Genomic DNA, 19,513 nt, shown 5'->3' on the forward strand with positions numbered 1-19,513 from the left:
AGGGAAGGAAACCATGCTCCTCGAAATTCTCCGCTTCGAATGGCGCCAGCAGTTCAAGGCGCCGCTGTTCTGGGTGATCCTCGCCGCCGCCGTGGGCATCGCCTTCGCGCTGGCCAGCACCAACGCCATCGTGGTGGCCGGCGCCACCGGCAACGTCATGCACAATGCGCCGCTGGTGATCGCGCGCCTGCTCGACGTGATGACGATATTCAGCATCCTGCTGGTGGTGGTGTTCATCGCCGCCGCCGCCACGCGCGACTTCGAGCAGGGCACGGCGGAGCTGCTGTTCGCCACGCCGATGAGCCGCAAGGCTTTCCTCGGCGGCCGCTTCCTCGCCGGGTATCTGGTGCTGGTGGCGATCCTCGCCGCCTGCGCGCTGGCCATCGCCGCGGGCGGCGCGATGCCGTGGGTGGACGCCGGGCGCATGGGCGCCGCCGACTGGCGCGGCTACGCCTGGGGCTTCGGCGTGCTGGTGCTGCCGAACCTCTTCTTCATTGCCGCGCTGCTGTTCCTGCTGGCCACCGCCACCCGTTCGCTGCTGGCCAGCTACATCGGCGTGATCGCCTACTTCGTGCTGCAGGGCATCGCCGGCGCGCTCAGCCGCGACCTCGACAACCGCTACGTGGCGGCCATGCTCGATCCCTTCGGCGGGCGCACCGTCGCCCTGGTCACCCGCTACTGGACGGCCGACCAGACCAACCATCTGCTGCCCGCGCTCGATGGCGTGCTGCTGTTCAACCGCCTGCTGTGGATCGGCGTGTCGGCGCTCCTGTTGCTCGCGGCCTTCGTGCTGTTCCGCACCGACCGCGAGGGGCTGAAGCTGCCGCGCCGCAAGCCCCGCGCGGAGCCACCGCTGCTGCGTCCGCAGGGTGCGGCGGCCAGCCTCGTCCTGCCCAAGGTCGGCATCGCCAGCGGCCGCGGCGCCGCGCTGGCCCAACTGCGTGCGCAGTTCGCGTTCGATACGGCCGGCGTGCTGCGCGGCGCGGCCTTCCTGGTGCTCCTGGTGCTCGCGCTGGCGATCATGTTCGTGTCGCTGTCGACGGCCGGCCTGGTCTACGGCACGCCGGTGTGGCCAGTCACCCACCAGGTGCTCACCACCATCAACGGCAGCTTCAGCCTGTCGCTGATGATCGTGCTGATCTTCTACGCCGGCGAGCTGGTGTGGCGCGAACGCACGCACGGCATGGCCGGCGTGAGCGACGCCTTCCCCACCCCGGACTGGGTGGCGATGCTGGCCAAGTTCGGCGCGCTGCTCGCGGTGATCGTGCTGATGCTGGCCATCGGTGCGTTGGTGGGCATGGGCTGGCAGCTCGCCCACGGCTACACCCATCTGGAGCCAGGCCTGTACCTCGCCATGCTGGCGCTCAACGCGATTTCCTTCGTGCTGGTGGCGGCGCTGGCGCTGTTCCTGCAGGTGGTCTGCAACAACAGGTTCCTCGCCTATTTCCTCAGCATCCTGTGGCTGGCCAGCACGCTGGCCTTCAGCCTGCTGCACTGGGAGGACAAGCTCTACAACTACGGCGCCGCGCCCAGCGTGCCGTATTCGGACATGAATGGCTTCGGCCACTTCTGGGTCGGCGCGCTGTGGTTCAACGCCTACTGGGGTTGTCTCGCGCTGGCCATGCTGGTGCTGGCCGCCCTGCTGTGGGTGCGCGGCACCGGCGCCGACTGGCGTGGCCGCCTGCGCGAAGCGCGCGCACGCCTCCATCCCGCGCTGCTCGCGGTGTTGGGGTTGGCCCTGCTCGGTTTCGCCGGGCTGGGCGGCTTCATCTACACCAACACCCACGTGCGCAACGCCTATACCAGCAGCACGGAGCAGAAACGCGAGCAGGCCGACTACGAGAAGCTCTACGCCGCCGACGCCAAACTGCCGCAGCCGCGCATCACGGCGGTCAAGGCCGACGTGGACATCCACCCCTACCAGCGCAAGCTCTTCATCCGCGGGCACTACACCCTGGTCAACAAGAACACGGTACCGGTGACCGAGCTGTTCGTGAACCACGCCGACGGCTTCGCGCCGAAGACGCTGGACTTCGCGCCGCACGACACGGTGAAGCAGGACAAGCGCCTCGACGTGACCATCTACCGGCTCAAGACCCCGCTGGCGCCGGGCGCGTCGATGCCTTTCGACTTCACCATCGACTACGCGCCCAAGGGCTTCACCAACGACGCGGGCGAAACCTTCCTGGTGCACAACGGCACGTTCTTCAACAACCAGAAGCTGCCGCAGTTCGGCTACCAGCCCCGGTTCCAGCTCACCGACCGCAACGACCGCAAGAAGTACGGCCTCAAGCTCGACGTGCCGCGCATGCCGCCGCTGGGCGACGAGGCGGCGCGCGCCAATACCTATATCTCCAACGATGCCGACTGGATCAGCTTCGACACCACCGTCTCCACCGCCGCCGACCAGATCGCGCTGGCGCCCGGCACCTTGCAGAAGGAATGGGTGCAGGGCGATCGCCGCTACTTCCACTACGTGATGCAACAGCCGATGCTGAACTTCTTCTCGTATCTTTCCGCGCGCTACGCGGTAAAGAGCGAGGAAGCCAGCGGCGTGAAGGTGTCGGTCTACTACAACCCGGCGCATGCCTGGAACGTGGATCGCATGCTGGAAAGCGCGAAGGATTCGCTCGCCTACTACGACAGCCACTACACGCCCTACCAGTTCAAGCAGCTGCGCATCCTGGAGTTCCCGGGCTACGCTGCCTTCGCGCAGAGCTTCGCCAACACCATTCCGTTCTCCGAGGCCATCGGCTTCATCGCCGACCTGCGCGACAAGAACCGCGTGGACTACGTCTACGACGTCACCGCGCACGAGATCGCGCACCAGTGGTGGGCGCACCGCATCATCGGCGCCAACATGCAGGGCTCCACCCTGCTCTCGGAATCGCTGGCGCAATACAGCTCGCTGATGGTGCTCAAGCACAAGTACGGCGCCGACCAGATGCGCAAGTTCCTGAAGTACGAGCTGGACATGTACCTCACCGGCCGCGCCACCGAAACCGTGGCCGAGGAACCGCTGGGCAAGGTGGAGAACCAGCCCTACATCCACTACCGCAAGGGCTCGCTGGTGTTCTACGCGCTGCAGGACTACGTGGGCGAGGACAAGCTCGACGCCTTCCTCAAGCAGTTCCTGCTCGACTACGGCTTCCAGCAGCCGCCCTACGTGACCTCGAAGGTCTTCGTCGACGCGCTGGGCAAGTACCTCGGCCCGACCTGGCAGCCGATGCTGGACGACTTCTTCTGGAAGATCACCCTGTTCGACGACCGCATGGTCGACGCCACCGCGAAGCGGCTGTCCGACGGCAAGTACCAGGTGACGATGAAGGTGCACGCCGGCATGAGCTACGCCGACAGCAAGGGCAAGGAGACCAGGTCCGCGCCCAACATCCCCATTGCCATCGGTGTGTTCGCCGCCGGCCGGGACGGCCAGGACGGCGCGCCGCTGTACCTGGCAAAACGCATGCTGCCCGCCGGCGACAGCACGGTCACGGTGACCGTGGCCGGCAAGCCCGCGCTGGCCGGCATCGATCCCTACAACGAGCTGATCGACAAGGTGCCCGCCGACAACCGCCGGTCGGTGACGATCCAGTAGCCGCGCGTCTTGCGGGGAAGCACCCTCCCCTCGCCTGTGCGCGGGGAGGGTGCGTGTCCCGGCTTGCCGAAGGATCGCGAGGCCGGGCGGGCGCCCCGCAGCCAGGATCACCGTCCGATCGAAGCGGCAAGGCGAAGACGTCACTTCGGCATTTGGACGTCTATCTTTTCATCGCGATGCGCGTATAAAATGACTTGGCAACCACGCCAAGGATTCCCATGCCCGCCATCAGCCTCGAATTCTTTCCGCCCAAGACCGACGAACAGCGCGCCCAGCTCGACCAGGCCGCGCAGGCACTGAAGGCCTGGCGGCCCGAATACGCTTCGGTGACTTTCGGCGCGGGCGGCTCCACGCTGAGCTACACCGGCGACACCGTGGCGCATCTGCATGCGACGCACGGCTACACGGTGGCGCCGCATCTGTCGTGCATGGGCGGCACGCGCGCGGAGATCCGCGCCCTGCTCGACGGCTACGTGGCCGCCGGCTACCGGCGCATCGTGGCGCTGCGCGGCGACCTGCCGTCGGGCATGGCCCGTGCGGGCGACTTCCGCTACGCCGCCGAGCTGGTGCGCTTCATCCGCGAGCATTCGGGCGAGCATTTCCGCATCGAGGTGGCGGCCTATCCGGAAACCCACCCGCAAGCCGACGACGCGCTCGTCGACCTGCGCCACTTCAAAGCCAAGATCGACGCCGGCGCGAACGGCGCGATCACCCAGTATTTCTTCAACCCCGAGGCGTATTTCCGCTTCGTCGACGATGCCGGCAAGCTGGGCGTGCAGGTGCCCATCGTGCCGGGCATCATGCCGATCGCCAACTTCACCCAGCTCAAGCGCTTCTCCGACGGTTGCGGCGCGGAGATCCCGCGCTGGATCGTCAAGCGCATGCAGGCGCACGGCGACGACGCGGCATCCATTCGCGCGCTGGGCGCGGAAGTGGTGGCGCAGATGTGCCGGCGCCTGCTGGACGGCGGCGCGCCGGGACTGCACTTCTACACGCTGAACCGTGCCCGCGCCACGCGCGCCGTGCTCGAACAGCTGGGCTGATTCACGGTCGGCACATTCGTTTGCGGCTACGGTGCACGGATGCGCCTGCACCTTTTCCTTCTGCTGCTCCCGCTTGCCGCGCTTGCGCTGCCGGCACACGCACAGGCCGCGGTAAGCCACTGCGTGGACAGCCACGGCACCCCCGTATTCACCGACCAGCCCTGCAGCGCGCTGCAGGCCACGCCGGTGCAGTCGCCGACGACGCCCGCCAACGCCCTGCCGCCGGGCGCCCCGGTACCGCTGGCGCGCTGCGCCGCCACGCCGGACGCGCTGCGCCAGCGCGTGATCGATGCCTTCGCCACCCGCGATCCCAACCAGCTGGCGGGCCTGATGCTCTGGCACGGCTACGCCCACGGCGCCGCCGCGGGCGACATCCGTGCGCTGGCCGCACTGGTGCGGCGGCCGCTGCTGCAGATCCGGGTGGGCGCCGATGAACCCGCGTCAGCCGGCAGTACGGCCACCGCCGCGGACACGCTGCAGGTGCAGACCAGCGACGGCGGCAACGCCAGCTTCGCCATCGCCCGCGAAGCCGGCTGCCTGTGGCTGCGCCAGACCGACTGAAGCTGCGCCAGCCGGGGTCGCTTGCTGCAGCGCAAATATCGGCGCTGGGGCGTGGGGTTTATCATGCGCAGTCCCCAACGGAGAATCGTCATGGCGCAGCAGTACCCCGAATGGATCTGGCAGAACGGCACGATCAAGCCGTGGGCCGAGGCCACCACCCATGTGATGAGTCACGCGCTGCACTACGGCTCCTCGGTGTTCGAAGGCATCCGCAGCTACGCCACGCCCGATGGCGCGGCGATCTTCCGCCTCACCGACCACCTCAAGCGCCTGTACCACTCGGCCAAGATCTACGACATGGCCATGCCGTACACGCAGGACGAGATCGCCGCCGCCTGCCGCGCGGTGGTGCAAAAGAACGGCCTCACCGCCTCCTACCTGCGCCCCGTCGCCTGGCGTGGCCTGGGCGGCTTCGGCCTCTCTGCTGAAACGCCGATCGACGTGGCCGTGGCCGCCTGGCCGATGGGGCCGTATCTGGGGCCGGAGGCGCTGGAGCAAGGCATCACCGCCTGCGTGTCGAGCTGGCAGCGCTTCGCGCCCAACACCATCCCGGCCGGCGCCAAGGCCGGCGGCAACTACCTCTCCGGCCAGCTGATCGCGCGCGAGGCGCGCGTGCGCGGCTTCGGCGAGGGCATCGCGCTGGCCAACACCGGCCTGCTCAGCGAAGGCGCGGGCGAGAACCTGTTCCTGGTGTTCGACGGCGCGCTGCACACCACGCCGGCCAGCGCCTCCATCCTGACCGGCATCACCCGCCACTCGCTGATCACGCTGGCGCGCGCCAACGGCATCGAAGTGATCGAGCGCGACATCCCGCGCGAATACCTCTACCTCGCCGACGAGGTGTTCATGTGCGGCACCGCCGCCGAGGTCACCCCGATCCGTGCGGTGGACGGCAAGCAGGTCGGCGAAGGCAAGGCCGGCCCGCTCACCCGCCGCCTGCAGAAGCTGTTCTTCGGCCTGTTCACCGGCGAAACCCACGACCAGTGGGGCTGGCTGGAAGCAGTGTGACGTTGGCTTTGAAGCCCCTCTCCCGCCTTCGGGAGAGGGGTTGGGGAGAGGATGCTTCTCGCCCCGCCGCAAGCCCACCCTCTCCCCCGGCCCCTCTCCCGCACGCGGGAGAGGGGAGCAGAGCAAGCCGCTATCATGGGCGGATGACCGACACCGCATCCACCCTCCCCACCATCCACCTGAAATCCGACCGCGCGCCCGGCCACCCCTGGGTATGGTCGGCGCAAGTGGCGAAGCCCGAAGAGCGCCTGCCGCCGGGTAGCGTGGTGGACGTGGTGGATGCCAAGGGCCGCTTCGCCGGTCGCGGCTTCTGGAACGGCCACGCACGCATCGCGCTGCGGCTGCTGACCACGAACCCCGCCGAGGCCATCGACGCCGACTGGATCGCCGCGCGCATCACCCGCGCCGTGCAACTGCGTCGGCAGTGGCTGCAGCTCGATGCCGATACCGACGCCTGGCGCGTGGTGCACAGCGAGGGCGACGGACTGTCCGGCCTGATCGTGGATCGCTACGCCGACATCCTGGTGGTCGAATACTTCGCTGCCGGCATGTGGAAATTCCGCGATGCGATCCACGCCGCGCTCGCTGCCGAATTCCCCGGTGCGCGGCTGTACTGGTTCGCCGAAAGCCACGTGCAGAAGCAGGAGTCCTTCGACTGCCGCGCCGCCGAGGTGCCCGCCGCCGTGCAGGTGCACGAGCACGGCCTCGCCTTCCACGCCGCGCCCGGCTGCGGCCACAAGACCGGTTTCTTCGCCGACCAGCGCGACAACCGCAAGCGCTTCGCCGAACTGGCCAAGGGCCGCCGCGTGCTCGACCTGTGCTGCAACGCCGGCGGCTTCGCCGTGCATGCGATGGCCGGCGGCGCGCGCGAAGCCACCGGCGTGGACATGGACGCCGGCATCCTCGACATCGCCCGCTCCAATGCGGCAGCCAATAACGTCGCGGTGGATTTCCAGCAGGCCGACATCTTCGACTGGCTGCGCGCCGCCGTGACGCGCGGCGAGCAGTACGACGCGGTGATCCTCGATCCGGCCAAGCTCACCCGCGACCGCAACAAGGTGTTCGACGCGCTGAAGAAATACTTCGCGATGAACCGCCTCGCGCTGGACGTGATCCCGCCCGGCGGCCTGCTGCTCACCTGCTCGTGCACGGGGCTGGTCAGCGAAGCCGATTTCCTCGACATGCTGCGCCGCGTGGCGCTGAACGCCGGCCGCGAGATCCAGATCCTCGAAGTGCGCGGTGCCGGCGCGGATCACCCGATCCGCGCCGACGTGCCGGAAAGCCGCTACCTCAAGGCGGTGTTCTGCCGGGTGGATTGAGCCCATCCAGCCAGCGCGTCAGCGTCCGGCCGGGCTCGCCGCCGTCGCGGGCGTCGGTGGCACAGGCCGCTCCAGCGACTGGCGCTGGGCGACCCAGATCGCTACGGCGATGGCGACGATGACGGCGAAGCTGACGGCAGGTTGCTTCTTCACAGGTTGTCTCCCGGTTCAAAGATGACTTCGATGGAACGCGCGAACAGGCGCGCGATCTTGAAGGCCAGCGGCAGGCTGGGGTCGTACTTGCCCGTCTCGATGGCGTTGACGGTTTGCCGCGACACGGCCAGTCGTTCGGCCAAATCGGCCTGCGACCAGCCCTGCGCGACGCGCAACTCACGCACATGATTGTTCATGCCGTACTCCGCACCGTGCGCGCTGCCGCGTAACAGCCCTTCACGGCTGCTCCTCACGCAGCGCACGCGCGCGGCGGCGCCATGACCAGAACCCGGCCAGCGCAAAGATGGCCGCCGACAGCAGACACCCCGCCGCGCCCGCCAGCTCGTGTCGGTACGCCCCAATGCCGGCCCCCGCCGCCATCAGCCCCGTCATGCCCGCGAAGAACCACGGCAGCCACGGACTGCCCGCTTCCGCGCACGTATCGCCCATGCCGTAGCGGCGCGCCACCTGCTGCTGCGCGATGCCATAGCAGGCCATCAAGGCCGGGAACACCCAGATCAGCACGTCGCCGCCCAGCGCCACCACGCCGCCGATGGCGAGAAAGCCGCCGACCACGCTCACGCCCGACACCACCGCCACCGCTGCGCCCAGCGCCACCAGATGTGTGCGCTGCTCCAGCTCATCGCTGTCGCGAATGCGCCGCCACATCAACGCGATCACGTAGAAGATCGGCACGGCCGGCAGGATCGCCAGCAAGGCTTTCAGTGCCGCACGGGCCGTGGCATGCATCAGCGGGCCAGTGCCGATCAGCACGACCATGTAGACCAGCATGGCCAGCATCACGCGCTGTTCGTAGTGCTTGTTGTCCATCCGCGACATGGCACGCACCTCACAAGGTTTTCAGGAAATCGCCCAACGCCTGCTGGAACTTCGCCGGCTGATCGAGCATCACGAAATGCCGCGATGGCGCGATCGACACCACCTTCGCCCGCGGCGCACCGGCGAGCAGCGTCTGGTAGTACGCGAGCTTCTGCGCCTCGCTCATCGCGAGCGGCGGCTGGCTGAAATCCGGCGCGTAGTACGGCGATATCTCCAGGATCGGCAGCGTCGCCTGCTTGAGCCGCGGGCGATAGTCGGCCGCCATGTCCTCGGCCGCGTACTGCGCGGTCGCCGCGACGTCGCTGCGCGCGTTCATCGGCGCGTAGCGCGCGGCCAGCTTGGGATCGATCACGCCGACATGTTGCATGTAGGCCAGCGCTGCCGCCTGGAACTGCGCCGGCGTCATGGCGCCCATCTGCGCGCGCGTGCTAGCGGCGATCGCCTGACGTTGTTCCGCGCTCACCCGCTCCATGCCGGGGAAAATCGGCAGGCCATCCACCGCCACCACGCCAGCCAGGAGCTTCGCGTGCTCGCCGGCGAAACGCAGTGCCAGCGTGCCCCCCAGGCTATGCCCCACCAGCACCGGGTGGTCGATCTTCTGCTGCTCGATCAGCGCCAGCAGCGAGGCATCGGCCTGGTCGATCAGGCCGGTGGCCGGCTTCGGTGCCGGCATGCCGTCGAAACCCGCCAGTGTCAAGGTATACACCACGTGGTGCTTTTCCAGCGCGGTGACGGCGCCCTGCCACACCCACGGGCCACCTTCCAGCCCCGGTATCAGGATCACCGGACGGCCATGGTCGCCATGGCGCTCGAACGCCAGCGTCCCCACCCTGCCCTGCGTAGCTGGGGCAGCTTCCCTCACCTGCGCAGCCGCCATGCCGGCGATACCCAACCACGACGCCAGCACGGCGCCCCAGACCCGCTTACCCCCAAACCACGTGCGTTGGTGCATGACAGGCTCCTCAGCCAGTTGTAAAGCTTGCTTGACAACAGACTAGGCGCAACATCGCAGACATGTCAAGCAAGCTTTACATTCATGCTTCCATTCGCCCTACGCGGCACGTTCTTTAGGACACAAACGCCCGAGATGTGACTCGCCGCGTCACGGCAAACCGGCGGCCGGTACTTCACAAACAGGCTGATCGATTCGTATATTCTTGACCAGCGCCTGGTTTTTGGCGTTATGAAACTGTGCAGTCAGTCACGTTTAAAATTTGGCCTGAAGCTTGCTTTTGTCCACTTCGAGGCGATCAGGCCACCTGGCTGACACACCCGATCCGCCGTCCAGCCAAGCACAAGTTGTTGCGTTTCAACCCTTACCCAGACCCCGTTAGGAAACCCCATGAAGAAGATCCTTCTCTCCTCCGCCCTCGTCGCCGCCATCGGCGCCCTGAGCTTCGCCCCGGCGGTTCTGGCCGCCCCGGCCCCGAACACCGGCACGATCAACATCAGCGGCAAGGTCGTCGCCGACAGCTGCGTGCTGGCCGTCAACGGCAACACCAATGGCACGGTGCAGCTGCCGACGGTCATGACGTCCGCGCTCGGCACGTCGGGCACCACCGCCGGCTTCACGACCTTCACGCTGGGGCTCAGCGGCTGCGACGCCAACGCCACCAAGGCGACGCTCAGCTTCAGCACGGGTAGCAACAACGACACCACCACCCACAACCTCAAGAACAGCAACGCCACTGGCATGGCTACGAACGTCGAAGTGCAGCTGCTCAATGGCAGCACCAGCGGCTCCCCGCAGCTCAAGGTCGATAGCGATACGGTGGCCATCAACCTGGCCAGCGGCAGCAGCACGGCCACCACCACCCTGGGCGCCCAGTACATCGCCAACGGCGGTGCCGCCGGGGCCGGTTTGGTCTCCACCGCCGCCACCGTTACCTTCTCGTACAACTGATCCAACCTGGCGCAGACGGCGGCCGGTCATCCGGCCGTCGTCCCCCCGCCCCCACTTTCTGCTGGCACGTAGCGGCCGATGAAGCATCTGTTCTGCACCCTCTGCCTGACCGCGCTGGCGTTTTTCGCCGGCGTCGGCTCCGCGCGTGCGACGGTCGTGATCGCCGGCACCCGCGTGGTGTTTCCGGCGGCGGTCGGCGAAACCACGGTGCGGCTCACCAACCAGGGCGCACAGCCGGCGCTGGTCGAAGCCTGGATCGACGATGGCGACGCCGGCGCCACGCCCGAGACGGCCAAGGTACCCTTCCTCATCACGCCACCGCTGGCGCGGATGAACGCCGGCAAGGGCCAGAGCCTGCGCATTGTGTTCACCGGCAAGGCGCTGCCCGGCGACCGCGAGTCGTTGTACTGGCTGAACGTGCTGGAGATCCCGCCCAAGCCCAAGCAGACGCCGGGTGACGCGCAGAACACCTTGCAGTTCGCGATACGCTCGCGGCTCAAACTGTTCTATCGCCCGGCAAACCTGGCTGGCAATCCGTTGACCGCCGGCCAGCAGCTCAGCTTCAAAGCCGTCGCCGATGGCCCGGGTTATGCGCTCGAAGTGCGCAACCCGACGCCGTACTACGTAACCATCAACACCTTGACCGTGCATGCCGGCAGCGCGACCGACACCGCCGCCAGCGGCATGGTCGCGCCAATGGGCACGCTGCGGTTGCCGCTCAAGGCCACCCACGCGGCGCCGGCGGCCGGCAGCGTCGTCGACTACGCGATCATCAACGATTACGGCGCCAGCTCGTCCTTCAAGGGCACGGTCGCGCCGTGAACCCGCCGGCGGCCAGCGCGCGCACCACCGGCAACGGCGGGCGGATCGCCCGCCGCCGGCTGCTTGCCGCCGCCATCGCCTTGCTGCTTTGCGCGGGCACCACCTCCGTCATGGCTGCCGCGGCCGGACCGGCCGCCGCCAGCGACGGTGCGGACGCCAACGCCTCGCTGGACGCCAACTTCGACCGCAGCATGCTCTCCGGTGCCGGGCAGAACACCACCGACCTGTCGCGTTTCGAGCGCGGCAACTACGTGGCTCCGGGCAACTACAGCCTCGACCTGTACCTCAACGACAGCTTCGTCGGTCGCGCCGACGTGCGCTTCGCCGCGCCCACGCCCAACGCCAGCGCACTGCCTTGCGTCACCACCGACCTGCTGGATCGCTACGGCCTGCATCCGAAGCTCGCCGACGCCGACGCCGACGCGCTCAAGGCCCCCGGCGGCTGCGCCGATTTCGGCAAGCTCATCCCCGGCGCCAGCCTCGCCGTGGACATGGCTGACCTGCGGCTGGATGCCAGCGTGCCGCAGGCCGCGCTCGGCCTCGCGGCGCGCGGCTACGTCGATCCGAAATACTGGGATTCCGGCGTCACCGCCGGCGTCCTCAACTACCGCCTGAACAGCTACCGCACCACCAGCCGCGGGCAAGCGCAGACCTCGGCCTACCTCGGCCTCAACGCCGGCGTGAACCTCGGCCGCTGGCACCTGCGCCACGACTCGGCGCTCACCTGGCAATCGGCGGCCGGCGACACGCGCGCCAGCCGCCACTGGCAGAACACCGACACCTACGTGCAGCGCGATCTGCCGACCTGGCGCGCGCAGCTCACGCTCGGTGACAGCTTCACCAGCGGCGAGGTGTTCGACAGCATCGGCCTGCGCGGCGTGCAGGTGGCCACCGACGACCGCATGCTGCCGCAGTCCATGCGCGGCTACGCGCCGACGGTGCGCGGCGTGGCCGCGACCAATGCCAAGGTCACCGTGCGCCAGAACGGCATGGTGATCTACCAGACCACGGTGCCGCCCGGCCCGTTCACCATCGACGACCTGTTCGCCACCGGCTACGGCGGCGACTTCGTGGTGTCGGTGGCCGAGGCAAACGGACAGGTACACACCTTCACCGTGCCCTTCGCTTCGGTGCCGCAGCTGCTGCGCCCGGGAATCAACCGCTTCAGCGTCGCCGCCGGCCAGTTGCGCGACACCTCGCTGCGGCATCGCCCGAACGTGGCGCAGGCGACCTGGCAACACGGCTTCACCAACCTCTTGACCGGCTACGCCGGCGCCGCCGCGGCCAGCGGCTACGGTCAGCTGCTGCTGGGCACCGCGCTCAACACCCGCGCCGGCGCGGTCGCGCTCGACGTCGCCAGCGCGCGCACGCGCATCCCCGGCATGCGCGCGCTCAGCGGGCAAAGCGTGCGCCTGAGCTACAGCAAGACCCTGGCCGAAACCGGCACCTCGCTCAGCGTGGCGGCCTACCGTTATTCCACCAGCGGTTTCCTCTCGCTGGACGATGCGATGCGCGCGCGCGACTTCGCCGCCCGTGGCCTGCCGGTCTTCTCCAGCGGCGGCGCCGTCCCGCTCACCATCAACGGCGTGCCGGTGTCGAGCCTGCTCACGCCGGCGCAACAGGCCGCGCTCGCCGGCATCGACCCGCTCACGCTGCTGGCGCCCACCGGCGTCGACCGCATGCGCAACAACTTCAGCCTGACCCTGAGCCAGCGGCTGGGCGAACGCGGCGGCTCGCTGTACCTGAGCGGTTCCACCCACGACTACTGGAACCGCGGCGGCAGCGACACGCAATACCAGCTCGGCTACAACAACAATTACGAACGCCTCGGTTACAGCCTCTCGGCCAGCCGTGAGCGCGACCTGTTCGGGCGCACCGACAACCGCATCATGCTGAACCTCACGCTGCAGCTCGGCGCGAGCGCGCATGCGCCGACGCTGACCGGCGGCTACAGCCACGACGACACCGGCGGCAACCAGGCGCAGGCCACGCTCAGCGGCAGCGCCGGCACCGACAACCAATACACCTACGGCGCCACGCTCGCGCACGGCAGCGGCAGCTTCGGCGCCGCCGGCACCACCGTCAACGCCAACGCCGGCTACCGCGGCTCCCACGTCGAGCTGACCGCCGACATGGGCAGCGGCAACGGCTACTCGCAGGCGGCCTTCGGTGCGGCCGGCGGCCTCGTCGTCTATCCTGGCGGCGTGAGCTTCGGCCAGTCCCTCGGCGACACCATCGCCATCGTGCAGGCACCCGGCGCCGTCGGCGCGCACGTGGGCGGCGCGGTCGGCGTCAAGGTGGACGACAGCGGCCACGCGCTGGTGCCCTTCCTGCAGCCCTACCTCCTGAACACCATCGACCTCGACCCCGCCGGCATGCCGCTGGACGTGCAACTGGACAGCACCAGCGCGCAGGTTGCGCCACGCGCCGGCGCCGTCGTGCTGGTCAAGTTCAAGACCGAAACCGGGCGTACCCTGCTCATACATGCCAGCACACCCGATGGTTCAGCCATTCCGTTTGGCTCTGAGGTATACGACGAGCATGGCAAGGTGCTGGGTGTCGTCGGCCAAGTCGGGCAAACACTCGTGCGCGGCATCCAGCCTTCAGGCAAATTGACGGTACGCTGGGAAGGCAATCACGCCGAATCGCAAGCCTGCACCTTCACGTACGCCGTGGCTAATGCAGAGCACGAACAGGGGCGTTTCGACCACATCGATGCCGTTTGCGTGGCAACCACTCCCGCTGTAGCGGCTGCACAGAGCCCTTAGTCATCCGCTACGTTTGCAGCAGCTCAGGAGGCTGTCATGAAGCCGAATGCTTCGAAGCTGATACATCCATCTGTTGCGCGCATGTTCGGTTGGCGCATGTTGCTTTTGCTGTTCGCGCTGATCGCCGCACCGGTGGGAAAGTCGTACGCCCAGAGCAGCGGATGCATGCTGGACTATTACTCACCCAACACACAGGGCACAGTCAATTTCAGTCTGCCCGCCACGATCTCGGTGCCATTCAATACCCCCGTCGGTACCGTGCTCGGGTCATCATCCATCACATCGGCTAACCCGCCGCCGGTCTACGACTGCTACGGATCGGTTCCCTACGGCATTGCCAACACATTGGGCGCCACGCCAGGCGCCGGCGTCAGTTATTTCCCGACCGGCATAGCAGGGCTTTCCTACCAGATCGTTCGCGGCGGAAACACGCTGTATTCATGGTCAAACTCATCGCTGAACGCAGGGGGAGGCTGCCGCTGGAATAACTACTGGCAGTACTGGAACTGCAACGGCGGCTCAACCTACACCTTCAGCGTCAACACCCAGCTGAACCTGGTCAAGACGGGGCAGATCGCCACAGGGAGCACCTTGCCTGCCGGCACACTCGGCTACTGGCAATACCAGGGTCTGAATGGCGATGGTTCGATCTCGCCGGTGCAAATCATCGCCTTCGTGCTAACCAATTCCGTCACCATCGTCGACCCGGCCTGTGCGATTACCACCACCCCGGTCAACGTGAGCTTGCCAACCATCAGCGCAAGCAACTTGACCAGCGTCGGTGCCACTGCGGGCACGACGCCATTTTCTATCGGACTGAATTGCCCAAGCGGCGCAAGCGGCATGACCTTGTCCATCCAGTTGGACTACAACGGCAGCGCCTCCGGTACCCAAGGCGTGTTGTTGCCCACCGGAGGCAGCAGCAATGGCGTCGGGATCCAAGTTCTCAACCAAGCCGGGAGCGCGGTCACCTTCGGCACTCCTGCAATCGTTGGCACCACGTCCAGCGGCTCCATGAGCATTCCGTACTCGGCGCGCTACTATCGTACCGGCACCGTGCAGCCAGGCACGCTGACCGCTGCGGCCACTTTCACCATTTCATACCAGTAGCGGCATGCCCGACCAGGACGCCCCGCGCCAATCACCTGTCCAGCCTCAGGACATATCTCATGCCCCGCATCCCCGTTCTGTTGACCATGCTGCTGATGGCCAGTGCGCTACACGCGCAAACCGCCCCGCACGCCAAGGCCGCATCGTCCCACGACCAACACACGCCAGCAGCCGTATCCCCGCTCGCCCCGCAAACCGGATCTGTTGCGCCTGCGAATGCCCCCGCCACCGCTGTCGGCAAGCCGCGCCGCGCGGCCAACGGCGCGCCTGCCTGTTTTCAGAACGACGGTCAGCAAGCTGTTACGGAGGCGCAGCGCTGCCATCCAGCGCGATCGGCACAGCAGTAGCGCGGTATTTCGCAATCGTGCAGAACTGATACTGCTCAGTCGTAGGTACGCACCACCACGCGCGCATCCGGGTTGCCGTTGGCGCCCTGCGGGGCGTAGCTGGCGAAGTAGCCAAGCAGTGGATTGCCCGCCGCCGTACCGGCATCCAGGATCTGCACGCTGCGCGAGTAGCTGCGCGCGGCATCGCTGACGCTTTGGCCGCAGCTGCGATGAACCTGCGCCGGCGCGTCGGTACCGGGCTGGTTGGCGTCAACGCTGCAGGTAGGCTCGACCACCGCGCCGCTGAAGCCGATGCGGCCATCGGCTGCCGCCGCGCCGGACGCCAGCAGGGCCAGGAAAGCACCGATCATCCAGCGATTTTGCGTGTGCACGGGCCACCTCGCAGGACGCGCGGAGATGCGCGCCTGTAGGGGCTGTCGGCCACTCAGGGCAGGGCTTGATGGCCAAAACGGGCATGGCTTCGAAAAATGTGAGGGTCGTCACGCTCTGACGACGCCCGCGGTCGAGGCCGCGTGAAATGGCATGTGAACCACGTCACGCTCACCGGTCTTATCGACGTGGCGTGAACGAACTTGAGGGGTGGCATGAAGTCCGTTTCAGCGCGAGCTGACGTATTTCTCGCGGCGGATCTGCGCCACCGGCAAGCCGTGCTCCTTCAACGCACCGAAGGTGGCATCGACCATGTCGGGGTTGCCACAGAGGTAGGCGATGTCGCGCTCGGCGCGCGGGGCGAGTTCGGCCAGCGCGTCCTGCACGTGGCCGCGGCGGTCGCCGGGGCGCGGCACGGCGCGTGGCTGACGGCTCAGGCAGGCATGGAAGGTGAAGCCGGGATGAGCCTGGGCGAACGCCTCGAACTCCTCGCCGTACAGCAGCTCGCCTTCGTTGCGGGCACCGTACAGCAGCACCACCTCGCGGCCACCTTGCGCCAGCAGCTTTTCGACCTGCGGCAGCATCGCGCGGTACGGGGTGACACCGGTGCCGGTGGCGAACCACAGATAGCGTGGCTGGTTGTCGGCGGCCTGCAGGCAGAAGCGGCCGTAGGGGCCGCTGGCATCGATGACGCCACCGACCGGCAATTCGCCCAGCCACTTGGTGGCTGCGCCGCCGTCCACGTAGCTCACCGCGATCTCGATGCCCCCGACTTCAACCGGCGCACCCGGCAAGCTGCTGCCGCCTACCGTACCCACGGAATAACTGCGCTTGGTCGGTGTGCCGTCGTCGTAGTGGAAGTGCAGCTGCAAGAACTGTCCCGGCACGAAGACCAGCGGCTGGCCGTCGGTGCGTTCGAACGACAGGTGCCGCACGGTGGGCGCCAGCATGCGGCTGTCGACGAGGCGTAGCGGGAAATGATCGGCCATGGAGGGTTCCGGGAAACGGTGCGTGCACCCGACGGCGTCGGGCAAGGGGCAATGACCGCCTATAATAAGCGGCCACCCCCTTCCAGTGCAGCCCATGAGCCCCGTTCCCGCGCTCGTCGTCGATCATCTGCGCAAGACCTACAGCAACGGCGTGGAGGCCCTCAAGGGCATCTCGCTGACCGTGCAGCCCGGCGACTTCTTCGCCCTGCTCGGCCCCAACGGCGCCGGCAAGAGCACCCTGATCGGCATTCTCTCCTCGCTGGTGAACGCCAGCGGCGGCGATGCGCAGGTATTCGGCCTGTCGGTGCGCAGTCAACGCAACGCGGCCATGCGGCTGATCGGACTGGTGCCGCAGGAGATCAACTTCAACCAGTTCGAGAAGCCCTTCGACATCTGCGTGAATGAGGCGGGCTTCTACGGCATCCCGCGCCGCATCGCCGCAGAGCGCGCCGAAAAATACCTCGGCGAGCTGCGCCTGTGGGACAAGGCCTTCCATCAGGCACGCGAGCTTTCCGGCGGCATGAAGCGACGCCTGATGATCGCCCGCGCGATGATGAACGAGCCGAAGCTTTTGATTCTCGACGAGCCCACCGCCGGCGTGGACATCGAGATCCGCCGCTCGATGTGGCAGTTCGTCAGCGCCATCAACGCCGCCGGCACCACGGTGATCCTCACCACGCATTATCTGGAAGAGGCCGAGCAGCTGTGCCGCAACATCGCCATCATCGACCACGGTTGCATCGTGGAGAACACCACGATGAAGCAACTCTTGGCCCAGCTCGATGTGGAAACCCTGGTGCTGGACACCGCCACGCCGCTGGGCGCGCTGCCCGCCATCGACGGCATCGCGCTGCGCCGCGTGGACGAGCGCACACTGGAGGCCGAGCTGCCGCGCGCGCAGAACGTAAACGCACTGTTCGCCGGGCTGTCCGCCCACGGCATCACGGTGCACTCGATGCGCAACAAGACCAACCGGCTGGAAGAATTGTTCGTGCGGCTGGTGACAAATGGCAGGGACAAGGCCGCGTGACGTGGATACGCCCTCTCCCCCAACTCTGTTGGGGGAGAGGGCTGGGGTGAGGGGGGTGTTTTTACCCTCCCGCTCCACCGAAAAGCAGAAGCACAAAACCCCCTCACCCCAACCCTCTTCCCCAGCGCAGCCGGGGGCGAGGGAGCAAGGCAAAAGCATGAGCCACACCTCCGCCAACCTGGTCGCCCTGCACACCATCGTGCGCCGCGAAGTGGTGCGCATCCTGCGCATCTGGACGCAGACGCTGATCCCGCCGGCGATCACCATGACGCTGTATTTCGTGATCTTCGGCAAGCTGATTGGCAGCCGCATCGGCACCATCCAGGGCGGCTTCACCTACATGCAGTACATCGTGCCGGGCCTGGTGATGATGAGCATCATCACCAACAGCTACGGCAACATCTCCAGCTCGTTCTTCGGCGCCAAGTTCAGCCGCGCGGTGGAGGAGATGCTGGTGTCGCCGATGCCGAACTGGGTGATCCTCACCGGCTACGTGGCCGGGGCGGTGGTGCGCGGGCTGGCGGTGGGCGTGCTGGTGCTGGGCATCGCGCTGTTCTTCACCTCGCTGCATATCGCGCATCCGCTGATCACCTTCGCCGCCGTGCTGCTGGGCTCGGTGATCTTCTCGCTGGCCGGCTTCGTCAACGCGGTGTACGCGAAGAAGTTCGACGACATCGCGCTGGTGCCCACCTTCATCCTCACCCCGCTCACCTACCTCGGCGGCGTGTTCTATTCGATCCACATGCTGGGCGAGCCGTGGCAGGCGATCTCGCGTGCCAATCCCATCCTGTACATGGTCAACGCCTTCCGCTACGGCGTGCTCGGCATCAGCGACGTGAACGTGGGCGTGGCTTTCGTGGTGATGCTGGGCTTCGTGGCGGCGCTCACCGCCTTCGCGCTGCAGTTGCTCAAGCGCGGCGTGGGGCTGCGTTCCTGATGCGCGTCAACAAGTACATCAGCGAAGCCGGCCTGTGCTCGCGCCGCGAGGCGGACGAGTGGCTCATGGCCGGCCGCGTCAGCATCAACGGCGAGGTCGTCGGCACCGGCGCCAAGGCGCTGGAAGGCGACGAGGTGCGGGTGGACGGCGAGCTCGTCAAGGCGCGCGTCCTGGCCGCCACGCCGGCCGCGAAGAAGGCGGTGTACATCGCGCTGCACAAGCCGGTGGGCATCACTTGCACCACCGACCAAAGCATTGACGGCAACATCGTGGACTTCGTCGACCACGCGCAGCGCATCTTCCCCGTCGGCCGGCTGGACAAGGATTCGGAAGGCCTGATCCTGCTCACCAGCAACGGTGACATCGTCAACGAGATCCTGCGCGCGGAGAACCACCACGAGAAGGAATACCTGGTGGCGGTGAACCAGGCGGTCACCGATGAATTCCTCGCCGGCATGGCGCGTGGCGTGCGCGTGCACGGGCAGATGACCAGGCCGTGCAAGGTGCGCAAGATCGCCAAGTACGGCTTCGCCATCGTGCTCACGCAAGGCTTGAACCGGCAGATCCGCCTGATGGCCGCCGCCTTCGGCTACCGCGTCACCCAGCTGCGCCGCGTGCGCATCGTCAACGTCAAGCTGGGCGCGCTGAAGCCCGGCCAGTGGCGCAACCTCACCGACGCGGAGCTGAAGGGGCTGCTGCCCGGCCGCTCGCAGTGGTGA

The 19,513-nt window shown here is 67.3% G+C and carries 18 protein-coding genes; 12 read left to right on the forward strand and 6 right to left on the reverse strand.

Annotation, left to right across the window (positions count from 1 at the left end):
• Nucleotides 1-13 precede the first annotated feature (13 nt).
• From AC3WQA_RS08025 to AC3WQA_RS08045, 5 genes are all read left to right on the forward strand, one after another.
• A complete protein-coding gene (locus AC3WQA_RS08025) occupies nucleotides 14-3,595 on the forward strand; it encodes an ABC transporter permease/M1 family aminopeptidase (protein WP_492674549.1) in 3,582 nt (1,193 codons plus the stop codon).
• A 218-nt stretch (nucleotides 3,596-3,813) separates the two neighbouring features.
• Nucleotides 3,814-4,638 carry a methylenetetrahydrofolate reductase [NAD(P)H] gene (metF, locus tag AC3WQA_RS08030; protein ID WP_492674550.1) on the forward strand — a complete coding sequence of 275 codons (825 nt, stop codon included), beginning with the start codon at nucleotides 3,814-3,816 and terminating at the stop codon, nucleotides 4,636-4,638.
• Between the two features lie 39 nt (nucleotides 4,639-4,677).
• Nucleotides 4,678-5,199: a DUF4124 domain-containing protein gene (locus AC3WQA_RS08035; protein WP_492674551.1), complete on the forward strand. Its 522-nt coding sequence runs from the start codon at nucleotides 4,678-4,680 to the stop codon at nucleotides 5,197-5,199.
• 90 nt (nucleotides 5,200-5,289) lie between these two features.
• Nucleotides 5,290-6,207, forward strand: coding sequence for a branched-chain amino acid transaminase (locus AC3WQA_RS08040; RefSeq protein WP_492674552.1), 918 nt, complete (start codon nucleotides 5,290-5,292; stop codon nucleotides 6,205-6,207).
• Nucleotides 6,208-6,350: 143 nt separating this feature from the next.
• Nucleotides 6,351-7,526, forward strand: a complete 1,176-nt coding sequence (locus tag AC3WQA_RS08045) for a class I SAM-dependent rRNA methyltransferase (protein WP_492674553.1) — start codon at nucleotides 6,351-6,353, stop codon at nucleotides 7,524-7,526.
• A gap of 18 nt (nucleotides 7,527-7,544) precedes the next feature.
• On the opposite strand, the gene AC3WQA_RS08050 is transcribed toward AC3WQA_RS08045, so the two are convergent.
• The 4 genes from AC3WQA_RS08050 to AC3WQA_RS08065 are packed head-to-tail and all read right to left on the reverse strand — an operon-like array spanning nucleotide 7,545 to nucleotide 9,471.
• Complete coding sequence (locus AC3WQA_RS08050) at nucleotides 7,545-7,679, reverse strand: hypothetical protein (RefSeq protein ID WP_492674554.1); 135 nt, start codon at nucleotides 7,677-7,679, stop codon at nucleotides 7,545-7,547.
• Nucleotides 7,676-7,876, reverse strand: a complete 201-nt coding sequence (locus AC3WQA_RS08055) for a helix-turn-helix transcriptional regulator (RefSeq protein ID WP_492674555.1) — start codon at nucleotides 7,874-7,876, stop codon at nucleotides 7,676-7,678. Before AC3WQA_RS08055 ends, AC3WQA_RS08050 begins: the two co-directional genes overlap by 4 nt.
• A gap of 40 nt (nucleotides 7,877-7,916) precedes the next feature.
• Nucleotides 7,917-8,519 carry a hypothetical protein gene (locus tag AC3WQA_RS08060; RefSeq protein WP_492674556.1) on the reverse strand — a complete coding sequence of 201 codons (603 nt, stop codon included), beginning with the start codon at nucleotides 8,517-8,519 and terminating at the stop codon, nucleotides 7,917-7,919.
• Between the two features lie 10 nt (nucleotides 8,520-8,529).
• A complete protein-coding gene (locus tag AC3WQA_RS08065) occupies nucleotides 8,530-9,471 on the reverse strand; it encodes an alpha/beta fold hydrolase (protein WP_492674557.1) in 942 nt (313 codons plus the stop codon).
• A gap of 390 nt (nucleotides 9,472-9,861) precedes the next feature.
• Between AC3WQA_RS08065 and AC3WQA_RS08070 the strand changes: the two genes are divergently transcribed.
• From AC3WQA_RS08070 to AC3WQA_RS08085, 4 genes are all read left to right on the forward strand, one after another.
• Nucleotides 9,862-10,422, forward strand: a complete 561-nt coding sequence (locus AC3WQA_RS08070; RefSeq protein WP_492674558.1) for a fimbrial protein — start codon at nucleotides 9,862-9,864, stop codon at nucleotides 10,420-10,422.
• 78 nt (nucleotides 10,423-10,500) lie between these two features.
• Nucleotides 10,501-11,244, forward strand: a complete 744-nt coding sequence (locus AC3WQA_RS08075) for a fimbrial biogenesis chaperone (RefSeq protein ID WP_492674559.1) — start codon at nucleotides 10,501-10,503, stop codon at nucleotides 11,242-11,244.
• Nucleotides 11,241-14,012, forward strand: coding sequence for a fimbria/pilus outer membrane usher protein (locus AC3WQA_RS08080; protein ID WP_492674560.1), 2,772 nt, complete (start codon nucleotides 11,241-11,243; stop codon nucleotides 14,010-14,012). The genes AC3WQA_RS08075 and AC3WQA_RS08080 overlap by 4 nt, the downstream gene beginning before the upstream one ends.
• A gap of 36 nt (nucleotides 14,013-14,048) precedes the next feature.
• A complete protein-coding gene (locus AC3WQA_RS08085; RefSeq protein WP_492674561.1) occupies nucleotides 14,049-15,122 on the forward strand; it encodes a fimbrial protein in 1,074 nt (357 codons plus the stop codon).
• Nucleotides 15,123-15,504: 382 nt separating this feature from the next.
• Here the strand turns inward: AC3WQA_RS08085 and AC3WQA_RS08090 are convergent, their stop codons facing one another.
• Complete coding sequence (locus AC3WQA_RS08090; RefSeq protein ID WP_492674562.1) at nucleotides 15,505-15,840, reverse strand: hypothetical protein; 336 nt, start codon at nucleotides 15,838-15,840, stop codon at nucleotides 15,505-15,507.
• A 225-nt stretch (nucleotides 15,841-16,065) separates the two neighbouring features.
• Nucleotides 16,066-16,827, reverse strand: coding sequence for a ferredoxin--NADP reductase (locus tag AC3WQA_RS08095; RefSeq protein ID WP_492674563.1), 762 nt, complete (start codon nucleotides 16,825-16,827; stop codon nucleotides 16,066-16,068).
• A gap of 94 nt (nucleotides 16,828-16,921) precedes the next feature.
• Here AC3WQA_RS08095 and AC3WQA_RS08100 point away from each other — a divergent pair, with 94 nt between their 5' ends.
• The 3 genes from AC3WQA_RS08100 to AC3WQA_RS08110 all read left to right on the forward strand — a co-directional run bounded on the left by AC3WQA_RS08100 (nucleotide 16,922) and on the right by AC3WQA_RS08110 (nucleotide 19,513).
• On the forward strand, nucleotides 16,922-17,857 hold the full coding sequence (locus tag AC3WQA_RS08100) for an ABC transporter ATP-binding protein (protein ID WP_492674564.1): 936 nt from the start codon (nucleotides 16,922-16,924) through the stop codon (nucleotides 17,855-17,857).
• A gap of 157 nt (nucleotides 17,858-18,014) precedes the next feature.
• Nucleotides 18,015-18,794 carry an ABC transporter permease gene (locus AC3WQA_RS08105; RefSeq protein ID WP_492674565.1) on the forward strand — a complete coding sequence of 260 codons (780 nt, stop codon included), beginning with the start codon at nucleotides 18,015-18,017 and terminating at the stop codon, nucleotides 18,792-18,794.
• Entirely contained in the window at nucleotides 18,794-19,513 is a 720-nt protein-coding gene (locus tag AC3WQA_RS08110) for a pseudouridine synthase (RefSeq protein WP_492674566.1), read from the forward strand. The genes AC3WQA_RS08105 and AC3WQA_RS08110 overlap by 1 nt, the downstream gene beginning before the upstream one ends.

It is taken from the genome of Rhodanobacter sp. FW106-PBR-R2A-2-24 (assembly GCF_058789615.1).

Excerpts from the sequence above, each read along its gene's own strand:
- AC3WQA_RS08025 (WP_492674549.1), top strand. The coding sequence starts at position 14 with ATGCTCCTCGAAATTCTCCGCTTCGAATGGCGCCAGCAGTTCAAGGCG.
- metF (WP_492674550.1), top strand. The coding sequence starts at position 3,814 with ATGCCCGCCATCAGCCTCGAATTCTTTCCGCCCAAGACCGACGAACAG.
- AC3WQA_RS08035 (WP_492674551.1), top strand. The coding sequence starts at position 4,678 with ATGCGCCTGCACCTTTTCCTTCTGCTGCTCCCGCTTGCCGCGCTTGCG.
- AC3WQA_RS08040 (WP_492674552.1), top strand. The coding sequence starts at position 5,290 with ATGGCGCAGCAGTACCCCGAATGGATCTGGCAGAACGGCACGATCAAG.
- AC3WQA_RS08045 (WP_492674553.1), top strand. The coding sequence starts at position 6,351 with ATGACCGACACCGCATCCACCCTCCCCACCATCCACCTGAAATCCGAC.
- AC3WQA_RS08055 (WP_492674555.1), bottom strand. The coding sequence starts at position 7,876 with ATGAACAATCATGTGCGTGAGTTGCGCGTCGCGCAGGGCTGGTCGCAG.
- AC3WQA_RS08060 (WP_492674556.1), bottom strand. The coding sequence starts at position 8,519 with ATGTCGCGGATGGACAACAAGCACTACGAACAGCGCGTGATGCTGGCC.
- AC3WQA_RS08065 (WP_492674557.1), bottom strand. The coding sequence starts at position 9,471 with ATGCACCAACGCACGTGGTTTGGGGGTAAGCGGGTCTGGGGCGCCGTG.
- AC3WQA_RS08070 (WP_492674558.1), top strand. The coding sequence starts at position 9,862 with ATGAAGAAGATCCTTCTCTCCTCCGCCCTCGTCGCCGCCATCGGCGCC.
- AC3WQA_RS08075 (WP_492674559.1), top strand. The coding sequence starts at position 10,501 with ATGAAGCATCTGTTCTGCACCCTCTGCCTGACCGCGCTGGCGTTTTTC.
- AC3WQA_RS08085 (WP_492674561.1), top strand. The coding sequence starts at position 14,049 with ATGAAGCCGAATGCTTCGAAGCTGATACATCCATCTGTTGCGCGCATG.
- AC3WQA_RS08095 (WP_492674563.1), bottom strand. The coding sequence starts at position 16,827 with ATGGCCGATCATTTCCCGCTACGCCTCGTCGACAGCCGCATGCTGGCG.
- AC3WQA_RS08100 (WP_492674564.1), top strand. The coding sequence starts at position 16,922 with ATGAGCCCCGTTCCCGCGCTCGTCGTCGATCATCTGCGCAAGACCTAC.
- AC3WQA_RS08105 (WP_492674565.1), top strand. The coding sequence starts at position 18,015 with ATGAGCCACACCTCCGCCAACCTGGTCGCCCTGCACACCATCGTGCGC.
- AC3WQA_RS08110 (WP_492674566.1), top strand. The coding sequence starts at position 18,794 with ATGCGCGTCAACAAGTACATCAGCGAAGCCGGCCTGTGCTCGCGCCGC.